The 15707-nt window shown below is 32.4% G+C and carries 15 protein-coding genes; 11 read left to right on the top strand and 4 right to left on the bottom strand.

Annotated features, from left to right (window positions below; translation table 11 throughout):
* The first annotated feature begins 27 nt into the window (after window positions 1–27).
* From pyk to CKV65_RS03810, 6 genes are all read left to right on the top strand, one after another.
* Window positions 28–1446 (top strand): pyruvate kinase, encoded by a 1419-nt coding sequence (gene pyk / locus CKV65_RS03835; protein WP_027889579.1) that lies wholly within the window; start codon window positions 28–30, stop codon window positions 1444–1446.
* A 279-nt stretch (window positions 1447–1725) separates the two neighbouring features.
* On the top strand, window positions 1726–3057 hold the full coding sequence (locus CKV65_RS03830) for a threonine/serine exporter family protein (protein WP_027889580.1): 1332 nt from the start codon (window positions 1726–1728) through the stop codon (window positions 3055–3057).
* Between the two features lie 141 nt (window positions 3058–3198).
* A complete protein-coding gene (locus CKV65_RS03825; RefSeq protein ID WP_027889581.1) occupies window positions 3199–3987 on the top strand; it encodes a Cof-type HAD-IIB family hydrolase in 789 nt (262 codons plus the stop codon).
* A gap of 124 nt (window positions 3988–4111) precedes the next feature.
* Window positions 4112–4975 carry a ribosome biogenesis GTPase YlqF gene (gene ylqF, locus CKV65_RS03820; RefSeq protein WP_027889582.1) on the top strand — a complete coding sequence of 288 codons (864 nt, stop codon included), beginning with the start codon at window positions 4112–4114 and terminating at the stop codon, window positions 4973–4975.
* A gap of 124 nt (window positions 4976–5099) precedes the next feature.
* Window positions 5100–6914, top strand: a complete 1815-nt coding sequence (gene typA / locus CKV65_RS03815; protein ID WP_027889583.1) for a translational GTPase TypA — start codon at window positions 5100–5102, stop codon at window positions 6912–6914.
* Window positions 6915–7099: 185 nt separating this feature from the next.
* Complete coding sequence (locus CKV65_RS03810) at window positions 7100–7588, top strand: cell division protein SepF (protein WP_027889584.1); 489 nt, start codon at window positions 7100–7102, stop codon at window positions 7586–7588.
* A 48-nt stretch (window positions 7589–7636) separates the two neighbouring features.
* Here CKV65_RS03810 and CKV65_RS03805 read toward each other — a convergent pair whose 3' ends face one another.
* Window positions 7637–8512 (bottom strand): LysR family transcriptional regulator, encoded by an 876-nt coding sequence (locus CKV65_RS03805; protein ID WP_027889585.1) that lies wholly within the window; start codon window positions 8510–8512, stop codon window positions 7637–7639.
* A gap of 398 nt (window positions 8513–8910) precedes the next feature.
* Here CKV65_RS03805 and CKV65_RS03800 point away from each other — a divergent pair, with 398 nt between their 5' ends.
* Window positions 8911–10242 (top strand): threonine/serine exporter family protein, encoded by a 1332-nt coding sequence (locus CKV65_RS03800; RefSeq protein ID WP_036254416.1) that lies wholly within the window; start codon window positions 8911–8913, stop codon window positions 10240–10242.
* Window positions 10243–10479: 237 nt separating this feature from the next.
* Window positions 10480–12057 carry a phosphoenolpyruvate carboxykinase (ATP) gene (gene pckA / locus CKV65_RS03795; RefSeq protein ID WP_027889587.1) on the top strand — a complete coding sequence of 526 codons (1578 nt, stop codon included), beginning with the start codon at window positions 10480–10482 and terminating at the stop codon, window positions 12055–12057.
* 339 nt (window positions 12058–12396) lie between these two features.
* Here the strand turns inward: pckA and CKV65_RS03790 are convergent, their stop codons facing one another.
* The 3 genes from CKV65_RS03790 to CKV65_RS03780 all read right to left on the bottom strand — a co-directional run bounded on the left by CKV65_RS03790 (window position 12397) and on the right by CKV65_RS03780 (window position 13586).
* Entirely contained in the window at window positions 12397–12936 is a 540-nt protein-coding gene (locus CKV65_RS03790) for a Uma2 family endonuclease (RefSeq protein WP_036254418.1), read from the bottom strand.
* Between the two features lie 139 nt (window positions 12937–13075).
* The gene (locus tag CKV65_RS03785) at window positions 13076–13336 is read right to left on the bottom strand and encodes a Txe/YoeB family addiction module toxin (protein WP_027889588.1); all 261 of its coding nucleotides are present in this window, start codon (window positions 13334–13336) and stop codon (window positions 13076–13078) included.
* Entirely contained in the window at window positions 13329–13586 is a 258-nt protein-coding gene (locus CKV65_RS03780; RefSeq protein WP_027889589.1) for a type II toxin-antitoxin system Phd/YefM family antitoxin, read from the bottom strand. Before CKV65_RS03780 ends, CKV65_RS03785 begins: the two co-directional genes overlap by 8 nt.
* Before the next feature lie 304 nt (window positions 13587–13890).
* Between CKV65_RS03780 and CKV65_RS03775 the strand changes: the two genes are divergently transcribed.
* The 3 genes from CKV65_RS03775 (at window position 13891) to CKV65_RS03765 (ending at window position 15659) form a co-directional block, all read left to right on the top strand.
* Window positions 13891–14247, top strand: coding sequence for a DUF1292 domain-containing protein (locus CKV65_RS03775; RefSeq protein ID WP_027889590.1), 357 nt, complete (start codon window positions 13891–13893; stop codon window positions 14245–14247).
* A gap of 77 nt (window positions 14248–14324) precedes the next feature.
* Window positions 14325–15182 carry a DUF4261 domain-containing protein gene (locus CKV65_RS03770; RefSeq protein ID WP_051177575.1) on the top strand — a complete coding sequence of 286 codons (858 nt, stop codon included), beginning with the start codon at window positions 14325–14327 and terminating at the stop codon, window positions 15180–15182.
* Between the two features lie 129 nt (window positions 15183–15311).
* A complete protein-coding gene (locus tag CKV65_RS03765; RefSeq protein ID WP_027889592.1) occupies window positions 15312–15659 on the top strand; it encodes a winged helix-turn-helix transcriptional regulator in 348 nt (115 codons plus the stop codon).
* Window positions 15660–15707 lie beyond the last annotated feature (48 nt).

Here is a 15707-nt window from a genome sequence, read left to right as displayed (position 1 = left end):
AATTTTATTTAGGTGGGGATTTTAAAAATGTTAAAGAAAACAAAAGTCGTTTGCACAATGGGTCCTAACTATGATAAAGGCGATGGCCTTTTAGAAAAAGTTATTGAAAATGGCATGAACGTTGCTCGTTTCAATTTCTCTCATGGTGACTATGCAGAACATGAAACTCGCATTAATCAAGTAAAAGAAACTGCTAAAAAACTTGGCGTAACTGTTTCTTTAATGCTTGATACAAAAGGACCTGAAATGCGTCTTGGCGATTTTGCTGAAGGTAAAGTATTCCTTAAAGCAGGCAACAAATTCACTTTAACTAATGAAGACATTCCAGGTGATGAAACACATGTTTCCATCAATCATAAAAAACTTTACACTGAAGTAAAACCTGGTAATACTTTGTTATTATCCGATGGTCTCGTTGGTCTTCATGTTGACGAAATCGTAGGTAAAGACATTGTTACTACTATTTTGAATGATGGACCTATGAGCACTCGTAAACGTGCTGCTGCTCCTGGCGTATCTTTAGGTCTTCCAGCTATTTCCGAACAAGACAGAAACGATATCATCTTCGGTATCGAACATGACATGGACTTTGTCGCTGCTTCTTTCATTCAGCGTGCTGAAGACGTAGAAGCTATTCGTTCTTTAATTAAAGAACATGGTGGACACATGGAAATTATTTCCAAAATCGAATGTGTTGAAGCTGTTAAAAATATCGATGCTATCATCGCTGCATCTGATGGTATCATGGTTGCTCGTGGTGACCTCGGTGTTGAAATGCCAGCTGAAGAAGTTCCTCTTATTCAGAAAGATATCATCAAAAAATGTAACAAACTCGGTAAACCAGTTATCGTTGCAACTCAGATGCTTGAATCCATGACTGCTAACCCACGTCCAACTCGTGCAGAAGCTTCCGACGTTGCTAATGCAATCTTCGACGGTGCAGATGCTATCATGCTTTCCGGTGAATCCGCAAATGGTGATTATCCATTAGAAGCTGTTTCCACTATGAACACTATTGCTAAACGTGTTGAACAAGCTCTTGAATACAAAGAAATCTTTATTTCTAAAGGCTTCACTCATCACAATATCACTACTACAGACGTTATCGCTCATGCTACAGTTCAGATGGCTTATGAACTCAGTGCAGAAGCTATCATCACTCCAACTGAAAGCGGTTACACTTCTAAAGTAGTTTCCAAATATCGTCCAAAAGCTACAATCGTTGCTTACACTCCTAGCGAACGCGTTGCTCGTCATCTCAACTTACGTTGGGGCGTTATCCCTGTTGAAGGTAAAGCATGGGATGATGTTGATGAAATGATCGCAACTGCAACTGCTGCTGCTGTTCGCAAAGGCATTGTAAAACAAGGCGATAAAACAATCATCACTTCTGGTATGAAATTTGGCGAAGGTAGCACAAGCACAATTCGCGTTCATACTATCTGATTTTGATTTTGTAATTTAATACGCGCGTATAAAACGTATGAAACAGCCTTTTAGCTTTATGCTTTAAGGCTGTTTTTTACTACATTTATATTGTTAGTTATTGTATGTTTTCATTTAAATGTAAGTTTATTGTGTATAATATAAATATGATTATATTTTATAGATATTAAAATATAAAAGTTCTATTTACATAAATATTTATTTTTTACATAGATTTATCTATTAATTTATTAAGACAGGTTATAATATAAATATATATGATTTGAGTAGGGGAAATTTATGATAGATAAAAAATATATAGAACTTAATGCTAAGGCACAGCTTATTTTAAGAGTTGGGCAACTTTTAATGGAAAACTCTGCTGATACGAATAGAATTGTACGCTCTATGAAGAGAACAGCAGCATTTGCTAATATATTCGATGAGCAAATACAGATACACATAACGTATACAACGATAATGATTACTGTTAGTGAGAATAACTACCATTTAACGAAGTTGCAAAAGTGCCAACAACATAATGTTGATATGCATGTAATATCTGAAGTCAGTAAGTTGACATGGGAAGCAATTGAAAAAGATTTCTCATTAGAACAATTTCGTTATCAACTCGAACAAATTGTTAAAAAGAAAAATAAATATACTTCATTTATCATAAACTTAGGTGCTGCACTTGCCTGCGGTGGAGTTGGCAAAATGTTTGGCTGTGATTTAGTAGCTGCACTGTATACGGCATTTGCTGCTTTTATTGGTTTTTTTGTTAGAAAAGTATGTGTTAAAAGCAAAATCAATCCATATGTAGCAATACAGATTTCTTCTTTTGTTGCGACAACAGTTGCCTATTTCATGCATTTTTTGCCATTTAGTTCTACGCCTTGGTATCCTATGCTTGCATGTGCTATTTTTATAGTTCCTGGTGTTCCTATGATAAATGCCTTAGAGGATATGCTTGATGGATATATCACAGCGGGTATGACGCGTGCCATGAATACGCTTTTAATGGTAGGAGCTATGACCTTTGGTATATTATTTGCAATTAAAATTTTTAATGTTACAGATTTTACGCATATAGAGATGATAAGTCATCAGTCTTATATTATTTATGTATTTTCAGCATTTATCGCTTCAGCTGGTTTTTCCACCATGTTCGATGTGCCGCCGCGCCTTTTGTTAATTGTCGGTATCGGCGGCATAATCTGTGTCTGTGTCCGTACCGTATCCATGGATTTACTGGGAGTCGGCATGCCGATAGGAACTTTTTTAGGGGCACTGGCTATCAGCATTATTGCATTGAAGGCAGTACACTGGTTTCATGTACCCACGCACGTATTGGTTATTCCGTCTGCGATTGCCTTAATGCCGGGAATTTTCATGTACCGCCTGTTGTTTAATATCATAGATATAGATGCCTTAAATGCAAGCGAGTTACTGTCGGCCGTACAAAGCGGCGTAAATGCCACATTGGTCATATTGGCCATTACAGTCGGCGTCGCTCTGCCCAACATTGTGGCCAGAAAATATTTTGATACGCTTAATTGCAAGCGGCTGCGGCATGCTCTATCGGAAAGAAAATACAGACAGCGTACATTGCATCAATTACAGCAGAAATAAAAGCATAAACTGTTTTGCTTTTTTTAGATTTTAAGTAGTGCCTCATTATAGCCGATATGAATGAAAAATATTATTCTTGTTATTTGGCGAGAATTTTATTATACTGATTATGTATTTCAACGAAAGTAGGCTGATAATTATATGGTAAAAGCGATTTTTTTCGATATAGACGGAACATTAATCAGTTTTAAAACGCATAAAATTCCGCAATCGACAATAAAAGCACTGAACGAGCTTCATAATAAAGGTATTAAATTATTCATCTGCACGGGTCGTCCTCCTGCGGATATCAAATTTTTGACGAAGGAACTGCATGATTTATTTGACGGATACATCACGTTGAACGGGCAGTACTGTTATGATAAAAATGACAATATTATTCACGAACAGACACTTGATAAAAACGATTTGACCGTTTTAACGGATTATTTCAAGGATAAGGATATTGCCTGCGGTTTCATTGAGCTTGATTATTTCTATTACAATCTGCGCAATCAGTATCTGGATGATTTTGATAAAGCTCTTGGGGGTACTGCACCGAAAAGATTTGTCGACAGTATGCAACGTATATATACGCACAAAACATATCAACTGAATTTATTCTTACCGGAAGAAGACGAAGCTCCTATTTTAAAGATGATGCCGAACTGCCGCTCGGTCAGATGGTGCCCTTTCGTCGGTGATATAATTCCGAAGGACGGCGGAAAGGCGACGGGCATTAAATACGTTTTGGATTATTACGGCATAGATATTGATGAATGCATGGCATTCGGCGATGGCGGTAATGATAAGGAAATGTTGGAATTTGCTAAAATTGGTGTAGCTATGGGAAATGCTTCTGATGATGTAAAATCTATTGCTGATTATGTGACGACCGATGTAGATAATGATGGCATTTTAAATGCATTGAAACATTTTAATGTACTATAATTTTTTGATTTTGTAATGAATATGGTATATAATATATTAATAGACACTGTTTTTTATTTTAAAGCAGTGCCTTTTTTGTTGAGTTTATTTGTCGTATATATAAATTTTATAAGGAGGTTTGAATATGGACGATTTAGGAACACTTGCGCAACTTAACTGGTATCCTGGTCATATGGCTAAGGCAAAGCGTATCATCATAGAAAATTTAAAGTTGGTTGATGTAGTCATAGAACTTTTAGATGCTCGTATTCCGCGTAGCAGTGCCAATCCAATTTTAAAAGATTTAATAGGAAGTAAACCTCATCTCATTGCTTTGAATAAAATTGATTTAGCAGATAATGCTATTAATAATGAATGGGAAGAATATTTTACTTCATTAGGTAAATCCGTTGTAAAAATAAATTCATTAAATGGTAAAGGCATTCGCCAACTCGTTACTAAAGCAGATGAACTTGCAAAAAGTAAAACTGCTAAATTTGCTAGTAAAGGTGCTAAACCGCGCAATGCTCGTGTTATGATTGTAGGAATACCGAATGTTGGTAAATCTTCACTAATAAATCGCCTATCAGGTAGTGCTTCACTTAAAACGGCCGATAAACCAGGTGTTACACGTGCTAAACAATGGATTAAAATTAAAAATAATCTTGACTTGTTGGATACACCAGGTATTTTATGGCCTAAATTTGAAGACCCAGAAGTAGGTTTAAATTTAGCTTTTACAGGAGCTATTAGCGATGAAGTCTATGATATTGAACATGCGGCACAACTTTTGATTTGGCGTTTAAAAGACCGCTATGGACAAAATATAATGGAGCGTTATAAAATAACTGAATTGCCACAGACAAGTGAAGAGTTATTTGCACTTGTTGGTAAAAAACGAGGCTTTTTACAAAAAGGCGGCGTGATTGATACAGAAAAAACAGCAATTGCTATTTTAAAAGATTTTCGCGCTGGTAAACTCGGTAATATTTCACTTGAAGAACCATAATTATCGCAATAAATACTATTACAAAGTAAATTAATATTTGACATAAATATATGGATATACTACACTAATAAAAAGATACTTTTAAAATATAACTATATCATTGATACATTAGGAGGAATTTTTTTTGTATACTAACAACAAATTGAGAAATGTCGCTATCATAGCTCATGTTGACCACGGTAAAACTACTCTTGTTGATGCTATGCTTAAACAAAGTCATATTTTCCGTGCTAATGAACAAGTAGCAGAACGTGTAATGGATTCTAATGCGCTTGAACGTGAACGCGGTATTACCATTTTGTCCAAAAATACAGCTGTAATGTATAAAGATATTAAAATCAATATTGTTGATACACCGGGCCATGCCGATTTTGGTGGCGAAGTTGAACGTGTACTCAACATGGTTGATGGTGTCCTTTTGCTTGTTGATGCTTCTGAAGGTCCTATGCCTCAGACTAAATATGTTTTACGTAAAGCTTTAGAACAAGGTTTAAAACCTATTGTTGTCATCAATAAAATCGACCGTCCTGACCAGCGTATCGATGATGTTTATGATGAAATTCTGGAATTATTCATGGAACTCGGTGCTGATGATGATCAGCTTGATTTCCCTGTTGTATATGCTATTGCTCGTGATGGTATTGCAAAACTTAACCTTGAAGATGAAAGTGATAGCCTTGAACCATTAATGGATTTATTAGTAAAAGAAATCCCAGCTCCACAGGGCGATATTGATGGTCCTCTTCAATTAATGGTTACAACACTTGACTCTGATGAATATGTTGGCCGCGTAGCTATCGGTAGAGTAATGCGTGGTAAAATAAGAGAAGGTCAAAACGTTGTCGTTATCAGTGGCGATGGTGAACAGAAAGAACGTATTGGTAAAGTATATGTTTACCAAGGTTTAAAACGTGTTGAAGTTCCAGAAGCTCCACTCGGTGAAATCGTAGCTCTTACTGGTCTTGCAAGTGCAAGTATTGGTCATACTGTAGCAGATGCTGAAAATCCAGAAGCTCTTCCAACAATCAACATTGATGAACCAACACTTTCCATGACATTTGGTGTTAATACTAGCCCATTCGCTGGTCGTGAAGGTCAATTTGTAACATCTCGTCATTTACGCGAACGTTTATTTAAAGAAACTGAAACAAATGTAAGTCTTCGTGTTGAAGAAACAGATAGTCCTGATACATTTAAAGTTTCTGGCCGTGGCGAATTGCATCTTTCTATCTTGATTGAAACAATGCGCCGTGAAGGTTATGAACTTCAAATCGGTAAACCAGAAGTTATTTATAAAGAAATTAATGGTCAACTCTGCGAACCAATGGAAAACCTCACTATTGAAGTTCCACAGGAATTCATGGGTACTGTTATGGAATCCCTTGGTACACGTAAAGCAGAACTTTCCAATATGACAGAACTCAAAGGTTATTTACGTCTTGAATTCACAATTCCAGCTCGTGGTCTTATCGGTTTCCGTTCTGAATTCTTAACTAATACTAAAGGTAATGGTATTATGAACCATGTATTCCGCGGATATGCTCCATATAAAGGAGATATTCCAGGACGTAGTCGTGGCTCTCTCGTTGCTTTTGAACAAGGCGAAACTACTCCATACGGTATTTATACACTTCAAGACCGTGGTACAATGTTCATCTCTCCAAACCAAATGGTTTATGAAGGTATGATTATTGGTGAAAATAGCCGTGAACTTGATATGGATGTTAACCCATGCAAAAAGAAAAACGTATCCAATATGCGTTCTTCTTCTTCTGATGAAGCTATTCGCTTAACACCTCCACGTATTTTAAGCTTGGAACAGGCTTTAGAATATATTAATAAAGATGAAATGGTAGAAGTTACACCAGAAAGCATTCGTTTAAGAAAAACAATTCTTGATAAAGCACAGCGCGGTCGTATGCGTAAAACTGCAAAATAATTTATGATATAAGCGAAAAGGAAACGATATATTTAAATATCGTTTCCTTTTACTTAAATGATAAATTGTAAGAATATATTTTTTATTGCAGGATTTTTCAAATTTAAATAGAAAAGAATGTATATCTTTTATTTTATATTTTATTTATTTTGTATTATAATTAAATATGTGATTGAGGTGATATTATGTCAGATTTTTTATCTAAATTATCAAAGATATTAATTCCTGAAGAAGAAGTTGAAGTTGTTGAAACTCCAGCACAGAAAGCTCAAGAAAAAGAAAAATCAATTAAAACTAGAGTTAGAGTTGCTTCTGAGGGAAAAAAAGTAGTAAATGGCGCTCCTTTATACACTGAAGCTGCACCTGCAAAACCTGTTCAAAAAGAAGAAGGTCGTCCTAGTTTGAAGGTTTATGAACATGCTAATATAAAAATTCTTGTATTTGAACCTACTAATTTTAATGACACTAGATTTGTAGCTGATGCTTTAAAAGATGGCAAAACTGTACTTATTAATTTTGAAAAAATCGAATCAAGCGAACAAGTTCGTATCTGTGATTTTATGAATGGTGCTTGTTATGTACTTGATGGTTCTGTAAAACAGATTACTAATAAAATGGTATTATATGTTCCAAAAGGAATTGCCATTGAAAAAATTGAATCTAACAAAGCATAATGAAAAAACATCTATGATAATTAATTCATAGATGTTTTTTTATACCATTTATTTAGTTAGTGTTTCTTGACAAAAATTTATAAATGATTGAGCTGCTTTAGAAATATAGCGGTCTTTTTTCCACGCAAGACCTACATCTACAAAAATAGGTTTTTCAAGTGGTAAAGTTTTAATATGTGGAGAATCTTGAACTATAAAATCAAGTAAGAATGCCATACCGACATTACTGGAAATTAATCCTTTGATTGTTTCTATCTGATTTGATTCAAGGACGATATTTGGCTTAATATTATTTTCTTTCAATTTATTTGAAATCATATTACGAATGAAAGAGCCTTCTTTTAACATGATTAAATCAATGTTATTTATATCGCTCCAAGAAAATTTATTTTTTCTAGCCAAAGGATGTGAATCAGGAACACATGCTACAACTTGATTTGTAGACATTGGAAGAAGTTGCAAACTTGGTGATGCATTAGAAATAATCACAATACCAAAATCAAGTTCATCTCGTTCAAGTGATTCACGAATAGACATAGAACCTTTTTCATATAAATAAACATCTAAATGAGAAAATTTTTTTTGAAAGCCGGAAAAGATTTTGGGAAATAAGTATGCACCAATCATAGATGGAATACCTATTTTTATTGTGCCTTTTTGCAATTGTTTATAATCATTTACTTCTAAAACGGCATCTTGAATATTGCGTAGTGCTTGTTCTATACGATTTAAAAAAACAGCTCCTTCTGGTGTTAAGGAAAGTTGTTTTTGGCTACGTTCAAATAATTGTATACCTAATTCAGCTTCTAATTTTTTTATGGCTACTGTGATATTTGGTTGAGAAACTGAAAGTCTTTTAGCAGCGCGTGTAATATTCTTCAATCGACTAGTCATTTGAAAATATTCTAACTGTTTTAGTTCCATTGTTATCCTCCTTAAATGATTATATATAAATAATATTAATTAAAGTATATATATATTATAGCATAACATATGCAAATATTAAATAAATATTTATTAATACATAATTAAAATATAAATATCTTTTATATAGCTAATGTTGCTTCTATTAGTTCAAAAATTTCTAATTATCTATAAGGTATTTAATAATTTATAGTAATTAAAAGAAATACTTTATAAGATGAATCTTTTCTATCTATTAATGCATTTTTGTTATAAATTAAATAACAAACCTGTATTTGAATTTTATTTGTATTTGCATGATAATATTAAATATATTTTAATAAGAAATCAATTATATTATAAAATGATTTATGCTATTAAGTAATAAAAAGAAATATTTTAATATTGGAGTTGAAAAGATGACTGATTATCTGGAGCAAAATAATTTAAAGAATTTAAAAAATGATGATGAAGTTGAACGAAAAATACAATTAATTTTGCGTGTAGGAAAAGTTTTAATGGAAAGTGGAGCAGATACAAACCGTATTGTGCGTAATATGAAAAGAGTTGGAGTTTTTATGAAAATTCCTGAAAGAAGATTACAAATTCATATTACATTTACCACGATAATGGTGAATATCAATACTGGAGATAAATCTATTACTAATTTTCAGAAATGCTATCGACATGGTGTAGATATGACAGCTATTTCAGGGATAAGCAAATTATCATGGCGAGCTATTGAACAAGATTATTCTTTAAATGAATTTGAAAAAGAATTGAGATTTATTTGTTTACGCAGAAGATATTATAAAAAGCCACTCGTTATGATTAGTGCAGGGTTAGCTTGTGGCGGCTTTAGTTTATTATTTGGTGGAGATTTATTAGCATTTGTTTATACATCTATTTGTGCCATGATAGGTTATTGGACGCGAATGAAATGTAATTTACTGAACTTTAATTCGTATGCCTCTATAGCTATTTCCGCTTTTGTAGCAACTATTTGTGCATACTTTATACATTTTTTACCTACTCAAACGCCATGGCATCCACTTATTGCTTGTAGTTTGTTTATTGTTCCTGGAATTCCACTTATTAATGCTATAGATGATTTAGTAGATAATTTCATCACAGCAGGAATGACAAGGGCAATGAATACTTTATTGATGATAGGTAGCATGACTTTTGGTATAGCTTTTGCCATAAAATTATGTCATGTTCAAGATTTTATTAGTCTAAGCATCATTTCTTCAAATTCTTTTTTAGTATGTGCTATAGCTTCAGCAGTAGCAGCAATCGGTTTCGCTACTATATTTAATATGCCACCTAGATTATTAATTGTAGTAGCTTGTGGTGCAGTGATTTCAGTAGGTGTGCGTAATTTTTTAATGTTGAAATGTGATTATTCTCAAGCAACAGCTTCACTTATAGGAGCTGTAATAGTTAGTTTATTATCTTTAAAAGCAGTGCATATAGTACATGCTCCAAGTCATGTATTGACTATTCCATCAGTAATTCCATTAATTCCCGGTGTATTTATGTATCGTTTATTATTTAGTATTATCAATTTAGAAAATGTAAATAATATGAGTTATCATCATGTTTTGAATAATGGAGTAAATACAACATTGATATTATTGGCTATAGCTGTTGGTGTAGCAATACCTAATATATTTTTTCGTAACTATATCAACAAGTTGAAAGAAGATAAGTTGATATTTTTAGTAAAAGCCAAGTCAAAAAAGGCATAGTATGATAAATAGAACTGTATTGAGAAACTTTTTTATAAAGCTCAGTACAGTTTTATTTTTAATAAAATAGATATCAAAGAAAAAAGTTAATATAAATATTTATTAACTAGGAAATAATTTTAAAAAATTTTTAAAAATTGCAGGAAAATAATTTTATTTAAAGAATTATATATACAAAAGAAAAAAATAATAATATTATGTAAATAATAAAAATGTATATAAAGTGAGGTTAGTAAAATGGTTAACAACTATTCTTGTCAAGACTTTTTATCTGTTGCTAGAAGAATTACTTATGATGCAACAATTCCTGAACTTCTTGAAGAAGCTATTAGAAACCATGAAGGTCGTTTATCTAATAATGGTGCTCTTTGTGTTACTACTGGTAAACATACAGGTCGTTCTCCAAAAGATAGATTTATCGTAGATACACCAGATGTTCATGATATTGTTCATTGGTCAAATACAAATCAACCATGCTCTGAAAATACTTTTAATCGTCTTTATGATAAGATGAAAGAATATGCAAAAGACCATCAACTTTTTGTAACAGATGCACTTGTTGGTGCTGACCCAGATTATCGCCTACAAGTAAAATGTATCAATGAGTATGCTTGGCATCACCTCTTTTTAAAACAATTATTTATTAGACCAGAAAAAAAATTAACAACTCCAGCAGGCTTTACTTTAATTTGTATGCCTAGCGTAAAAGCTAACCCAATCGAAGATGGTACACATTCTGAAACATTTATCATCGTAAACTTCAGCAAACGCATGGTACTCATTGGCGGTGGTGCATATGCTGGTGAAATGAAAAAATCCATTTTCTCCGTAATGAACTTTATTTTACCACAGAAAAATATCTTCTCCATGCATTGCTCTGCTAACGTTGGTAAAGATGGTAAAACAGCTTTATTCTTTGGCCTCAGTGGTACTGGTAAAACTACTTTGTCTGCTGACCCTAACCGTAAACTCATCGGCGATGATGAACACGGCTGGAGCGAAAATGGTATCTTCAATCTTGAAGGTGGCTGCTATGCAAAAACTATAAACATTACTCCAGAAACAGAACCACAGATTTATAACGCAATTCAATATGGTACTATTTTGGAAAATGTTTATATCAATCCATATACTCGTGAACCTGATTTCTTTGATGCTCGTTTTACTCAAAATACTCGTACTGCATATCCAGTTGAAAATATCCCTGATGCACTCGTTCCTAGTATTGGCGGTCATCCAAATGCTATTATTTTCTTAACAGCTGATGCATTTGGTGTTTTACCTCCAATTTCTAAACTTTCTAAAGAACAAGCTATGTATCATTTCTTATCTGGTTATACAAGTAAAGTTGCAGGTACTGAACGTGGCATTACTGAACCACAGGCTACATTCTCCATTGGTTTTGGTGAACCATTCTTCCCATTATCTCCACTTAAATATGCTCATTTACTTGGCGAAAAAATTAATCAATATAATACAAGCGTATACCTTGTTAATACTGGTTGGACTGGTGGTCCATATGGTGTTGGTAGTCGTATGAAACTCAAATATACAAGAGCTATGATTACTGCTGCTTTAGATGGTAAACTCGATGATGTTGAATGGAAAGATTATGGATACTTCCAGCTTTGTATTCCTGATTCTTGTCCAGGTGTACCAACAGAAGTATTAAATCCTGAAAATACATGGGCTGATAAAAAAGCTTATCATACACAAGCTGCTAAATTAGTTCGTAAATTCGCTGAAAATGTTCAGCGTTTCAAGGGTGAAATACCAGATGAGATTTTAAATGCAGGACCTAGACTTGAAGAATGAAAAATATGTTGATTTTACTGGGGTTTCGGGATTTCATGAAAATAGAACAAAATCATTTTTTGTATGATTTTCATATAGTTTTAAAAAAATGGCAACAAAAAAATAGTCCACGAAGCCAGTAAAATCAAGGATTTTCGGCAAAATAGCGTTCAAACAAAAAAAGAGAGGATTTTTTACGTCCTCTCTTTTCTCTATTTTATGTAAGTTTCTATAAATAAAATGGCAACAGAAACTATTATTGTACTGATTAAATTTATTTGAGTATTTAATTATAAAAAACTGCACTTCAAAAGTTATTTTTGTGTTCAACTTTTGGGATGCAGTTTATTTTGTATTTTATTATAATTCATCAATATAATCGAATATATCTTCTATTTTTACTACTAAATTATCGCAAACGGAAACTTTGATTTCAGTATCATCTGTATTATAAAATTTATCCAGTATGAAATCATTATTTTGATTTAAATAAGTTTCAATTATACAGTTTAATGGGTCTACAATCCAATATTCTTTTACTCCTGCTTTAGCATATATTTCTTTTTTTCTAAATCTATCATTATGAGCGGTAGACGGAGATAATACTTCAACTACTAAATCAGGTGCTCCATAAATTCCATCTTTTTTTCTAATACTAGGATTACAAACAATCATAACATCAGGAATAAATCTATTTTTTTCATCAATAAATACATCTACTCCATCACAATAGGCACGACAAGTTTTACCTTTTAAATATGTCCAAAATAAACCAAATATATTACCTAAAACTATATTATGTTCCAATCTTGGTCTAGGTGACATCATAAAAACTTTACCATTAATAAGTTCAGTTTTTATTTCGTCTTGAGTGTTTTCGTAAACTAAATTATTGTTCATAGTAATTCACTCCTTTTATTATAATTATACTAGTTTATTAGATTAACATATTAAATTTTGTAAAAGAACCTAACCATTAAAAATTAAGGTTAGGCTCTTTTTTTAGGATATGAATAAAATATGATTTTTATAATTTAACTTATAAAGAAATATAATGACCTCTACAGGCTATAATCCATAAGTCTTCACCAACAATATTATAGACTAGGCGATTTTCTTTATCGATACGTCTACTCCAGACATTTTTATATTTTAAAGGTTCTGGTTTTCCTATTCCTTCAGACAATCCATTTCGTTCTATATCTTTAATTAAATCATTTATTTTCTTTAAAGTTTTTTTGTCTTGAAATTGCCAGTACAAATAATCATCCCACGCTCGGTCAGACCAAAGTTTATTCATCTAAATCAACCTCAATTAAGTCATGTTTTTGACCTTTTCCAGCTTCTAATTGTTTTATTCCTCTATCAATCATAGATAAATATTCAGCATTTTGAACAATTTTCATAAGGCGATTATATTTCTCAAGGCTTAAAATTACTACATTTTTTTCAGCTTTACGAGTAACAATAATTGTTTGATTATTATCTGTAGCTTCATCGCAGTAAGTTTTGAGTTTGCTTCTAATTGTAGAATAATTTACAGCTAACATATTAAACACCTCTTTCTATAATTTATTGTACAATATTTAGTACGCTTTTTCAATGAAAATAAATATAAAGATTCTGTTTATGTAATAATTAGATAAAATTTTGATTTTAAAAGTAAAATGATAATGAGATTATAATAATCTCTGTAAAATATATTTTGTTGAAATAATATTTTTTATCGAAAAGTCTTTTGATATGGTGTTTTTTGGGATTTTAAAGAAATTTTACATAGCTTAGAAAAAGTTTTGGCAAGTAAGAAGAAATATGATATGATTATGTTAAGTTTAAATTTAGGAGGACATTCTAATGGATGAATTAAAAAATAATTCCGTTATTGAAGATGATAGCGAAGGCACTGTTGTTGTAATCACTGATGAAGACGGCAACGAATACAACTATGTAGAAGAAATGGTTTTCCCTGCTGGTGAAGATGAATATGCTATTTTAGTAAGTATCGATGGTGATGAATGTGGTTGCGGTTGCGAAGAAGAACATATTCATGACGAAGAATGCGATTGCGATGAAGAAGTTGATGTTATTCTCGCTAAAGTTGTAAAAGATGAAGATGGCGAAGTAGAATACATCGAACCAACTGATGAAGAATTTGAAATAGCTCAAAAAGCATATGAAGAATTAATGGATAAATTAGAAGCTGACGAATAATCTTTTTGTTAATATATGCTGATATAAGAAGGTACCTTTTTGGTATCTTCTTTTTTATGAAATTGATGAGGTGAAAAATGAATACAATTAGTGATTTAAAAAATTCTTTCGTTATTGAACTTTTATTTGAAGATGAAGTAAAAAGACCTACATCAAATGCTGTATTGCGCGTGGCAAAAGAAGTTTTTGGTGATATTGAAGCGGTCAATCGAACAAGTGATTTAACGAGTTTTTCTATAAAAGAATATACAGCTTTTAAAGGTGATGGCAAATTTGAACCTGTTTATTTAGGCATGGGAAAAGTTGTCGATTTTAAACAAGATAGTATTTCTGAATTTGAACGCAGTCAGATTTGGAACGTAGAAAATAGTGAAGAACTTTTATCTAAATGCAAATATTCCATTAAAATATTTGATGCAGGAGCTTCAGGACAAATTCCACAGCAACGCGCTATCATGCTTATGCAGTGGTTAGAAATTGCATTATCTTTATTTCCTACTTGTAAATTAGTATGGGTTAAAACTGCTGGTAAGTTGCAAATTCCACAAGCTATAAAGAAATTCAAACAACAGGGAATTGGTAGATTTATTTTCAGTATGATAAATATACGTTTCTTTAATGTTCCTGATAGCAATGAGTTTATCGTTGATAGCATGGGATTAAATGGCGTTGGTTTAAGTGATGTACAATTTCATTTTAAAGGCGTAAATCCAAATAAAGTTGCCAATCTCGCTTATAGTTTAATCTGGTATTTATTGAGCAGTGAAGAAAATATCATTCGCGATGGAGATACGATTGATGGCATGGATGACAATGGCAAAATGACGAATACTGTGCAATGGAAATGTCGTTATGAAGACTCTATTATCGAGCCACTTCGCTCTGTTCTTGATATTGAAATGGGTAAATTTGCCGCAGGTGATAGAAGCGAATAAAAAGCAGGTTATTTTAACCTGCTTTTATAGTTTTAGCTATAAATTTTTTCAAAATAGATGATTAAAATTATACCTGTATTGATGTAAATTAGCATTTGCTTTATAATTTATTGTAGAAAGAGTGATGATATGCTAAAAAAAGCGGAATTGCCTGAATGTCCTGTAGCTATAACAGTACAATTGATTGGCAGTAAGTGGAAAATTTTAATCATACGCAATTTAATGCAACGACCATGGCGCTTTAATGAATTAAAACGAGATTTAACGGGTATCAGCCAAAAAGTATTGACGGATAGTCTTCGTTCTATGGAATTAGATGGAATTGTCAAGCGCAAAATTTATCCTGAAGTTCCACCACATGTAGAATATTCTTTGAGCGATTTAGGCAAAAGTATGGAACCTATCATTGAAGCTATGGCACAATGGGGCATTAATTATAAAAAAATTTTTAGTAATATGGATACGAGCAAGGACTGAACATTATCGCAGTGTTCAGCCTTTATCTTTTTTTGATATCGTGTTATA

Origin of the sequence: Megamonas hypermegale, from assembly GCF_900187035.1 — a bacterium.
Classification (GTDB): Bacteria; Bacillota; Negativicutes; order Selenomonadales; family Selenomonadaceae; genus Megamonas; species Megamonas hypermegale.
This window is presented reverse-complemented; position numbering and strand designations above follow the sequence as displayed.

Bases quoted from the DNA above. Each gene is read 5' to 3' on its own strand.
- pckA (WP_027889587.1), top strand. From the start codon at position 10,480: ATGGTTAACAACTATTCTTGTCAAGACTTTTTATCTGTTGCTAGAAGA.
- CKV65_RS03775 (WP_027889590.1), top strand. From the start codon at position 13,891: ATGGATGAATTAAAAAATAATTCCGTTATTGAAGATGATAGCGAAGGC.
- CKV65_RS03770 (WP_051177575.1), top strand. From the start codon at position 14,325: ATGAATACAATTAGTGATTTAAAAAATTCTTTCGTTATTGAACTTTTA.
- pyk (WP_027889579.1), top strand. From the start codon at position 28: ATGTTAAAGAAAACAAAAGTCGTTTGCACAATGGGTCCTAACTATGAT.
- CKV65_RS03765 (WP_027889592.1), top strand. From the start codon at position 15,312: ATGCTAAAAAAAGCGGAATTGCCTGAATGTCCTGTAGCTATAACAGTA.
- CKV65_RS03800 (WP_036254416.1), top strand. From the start codon at position 8,911: ATGACTGATTATCTGGAGCAAAATAATTTAAAGAATTTAAAAAATGAT.
- CKV65_RS03785 (WP_027889588.1), bottom strand. From the start codon at position 13,336: ATGAATAAACTTTGGTCTGACCGAGCGTGGGATGATTATTTGTACTGG.
- ylqF (WP_027889582.1), top strand. From the start codon at position 4,112: ATGGACGATTTAGGAACACTTGCGCAACTTAACTGGTATCCTGGTCAT.
- CKV65_RS03825 (WP_027889581.1), top strand. From the start codon at position 3,199: ATGGTAAAAGCGATTTTTTTCGATATAGACGGAACATTAATCAGTTTT.
- CKV65_RS03780 (WP_027889589.1), bottom strand. From the start codon at position 13,586: ATGTTAGCTGTAAATTATTCTACAATTAGAAGCAAACTCAAAACTTAC.
- CKV65_RS03830 (WP_027889580.1), top strand. From the start codon at position 1,726: ATGATAGATAAAAAATATATAGAACTTAATGCTAAGGCACAGCTTATT.
- CKV65_RS03805 (WP_027889585.1), bottom strand. From the start codon at position 8,512: ATGGAACTAAAACAGTTAGAATATTTTCAAATGACTAGTCGATTGAAG.
- CKV65_RS03790 (WP_036254418.1), bottom strand. From the start codon at position 12,936: ATGAACAATAATTTAGTTTACGAAAACACTCAAGACGAAATAAAAACT.
- CKV65_RS03810 (WP_027889584.1), top strand. From the start codon at position 7,100: ATGTCAGATTTTTTATCTAAATTATCAAAGATATTAATTCCTGAAGAA.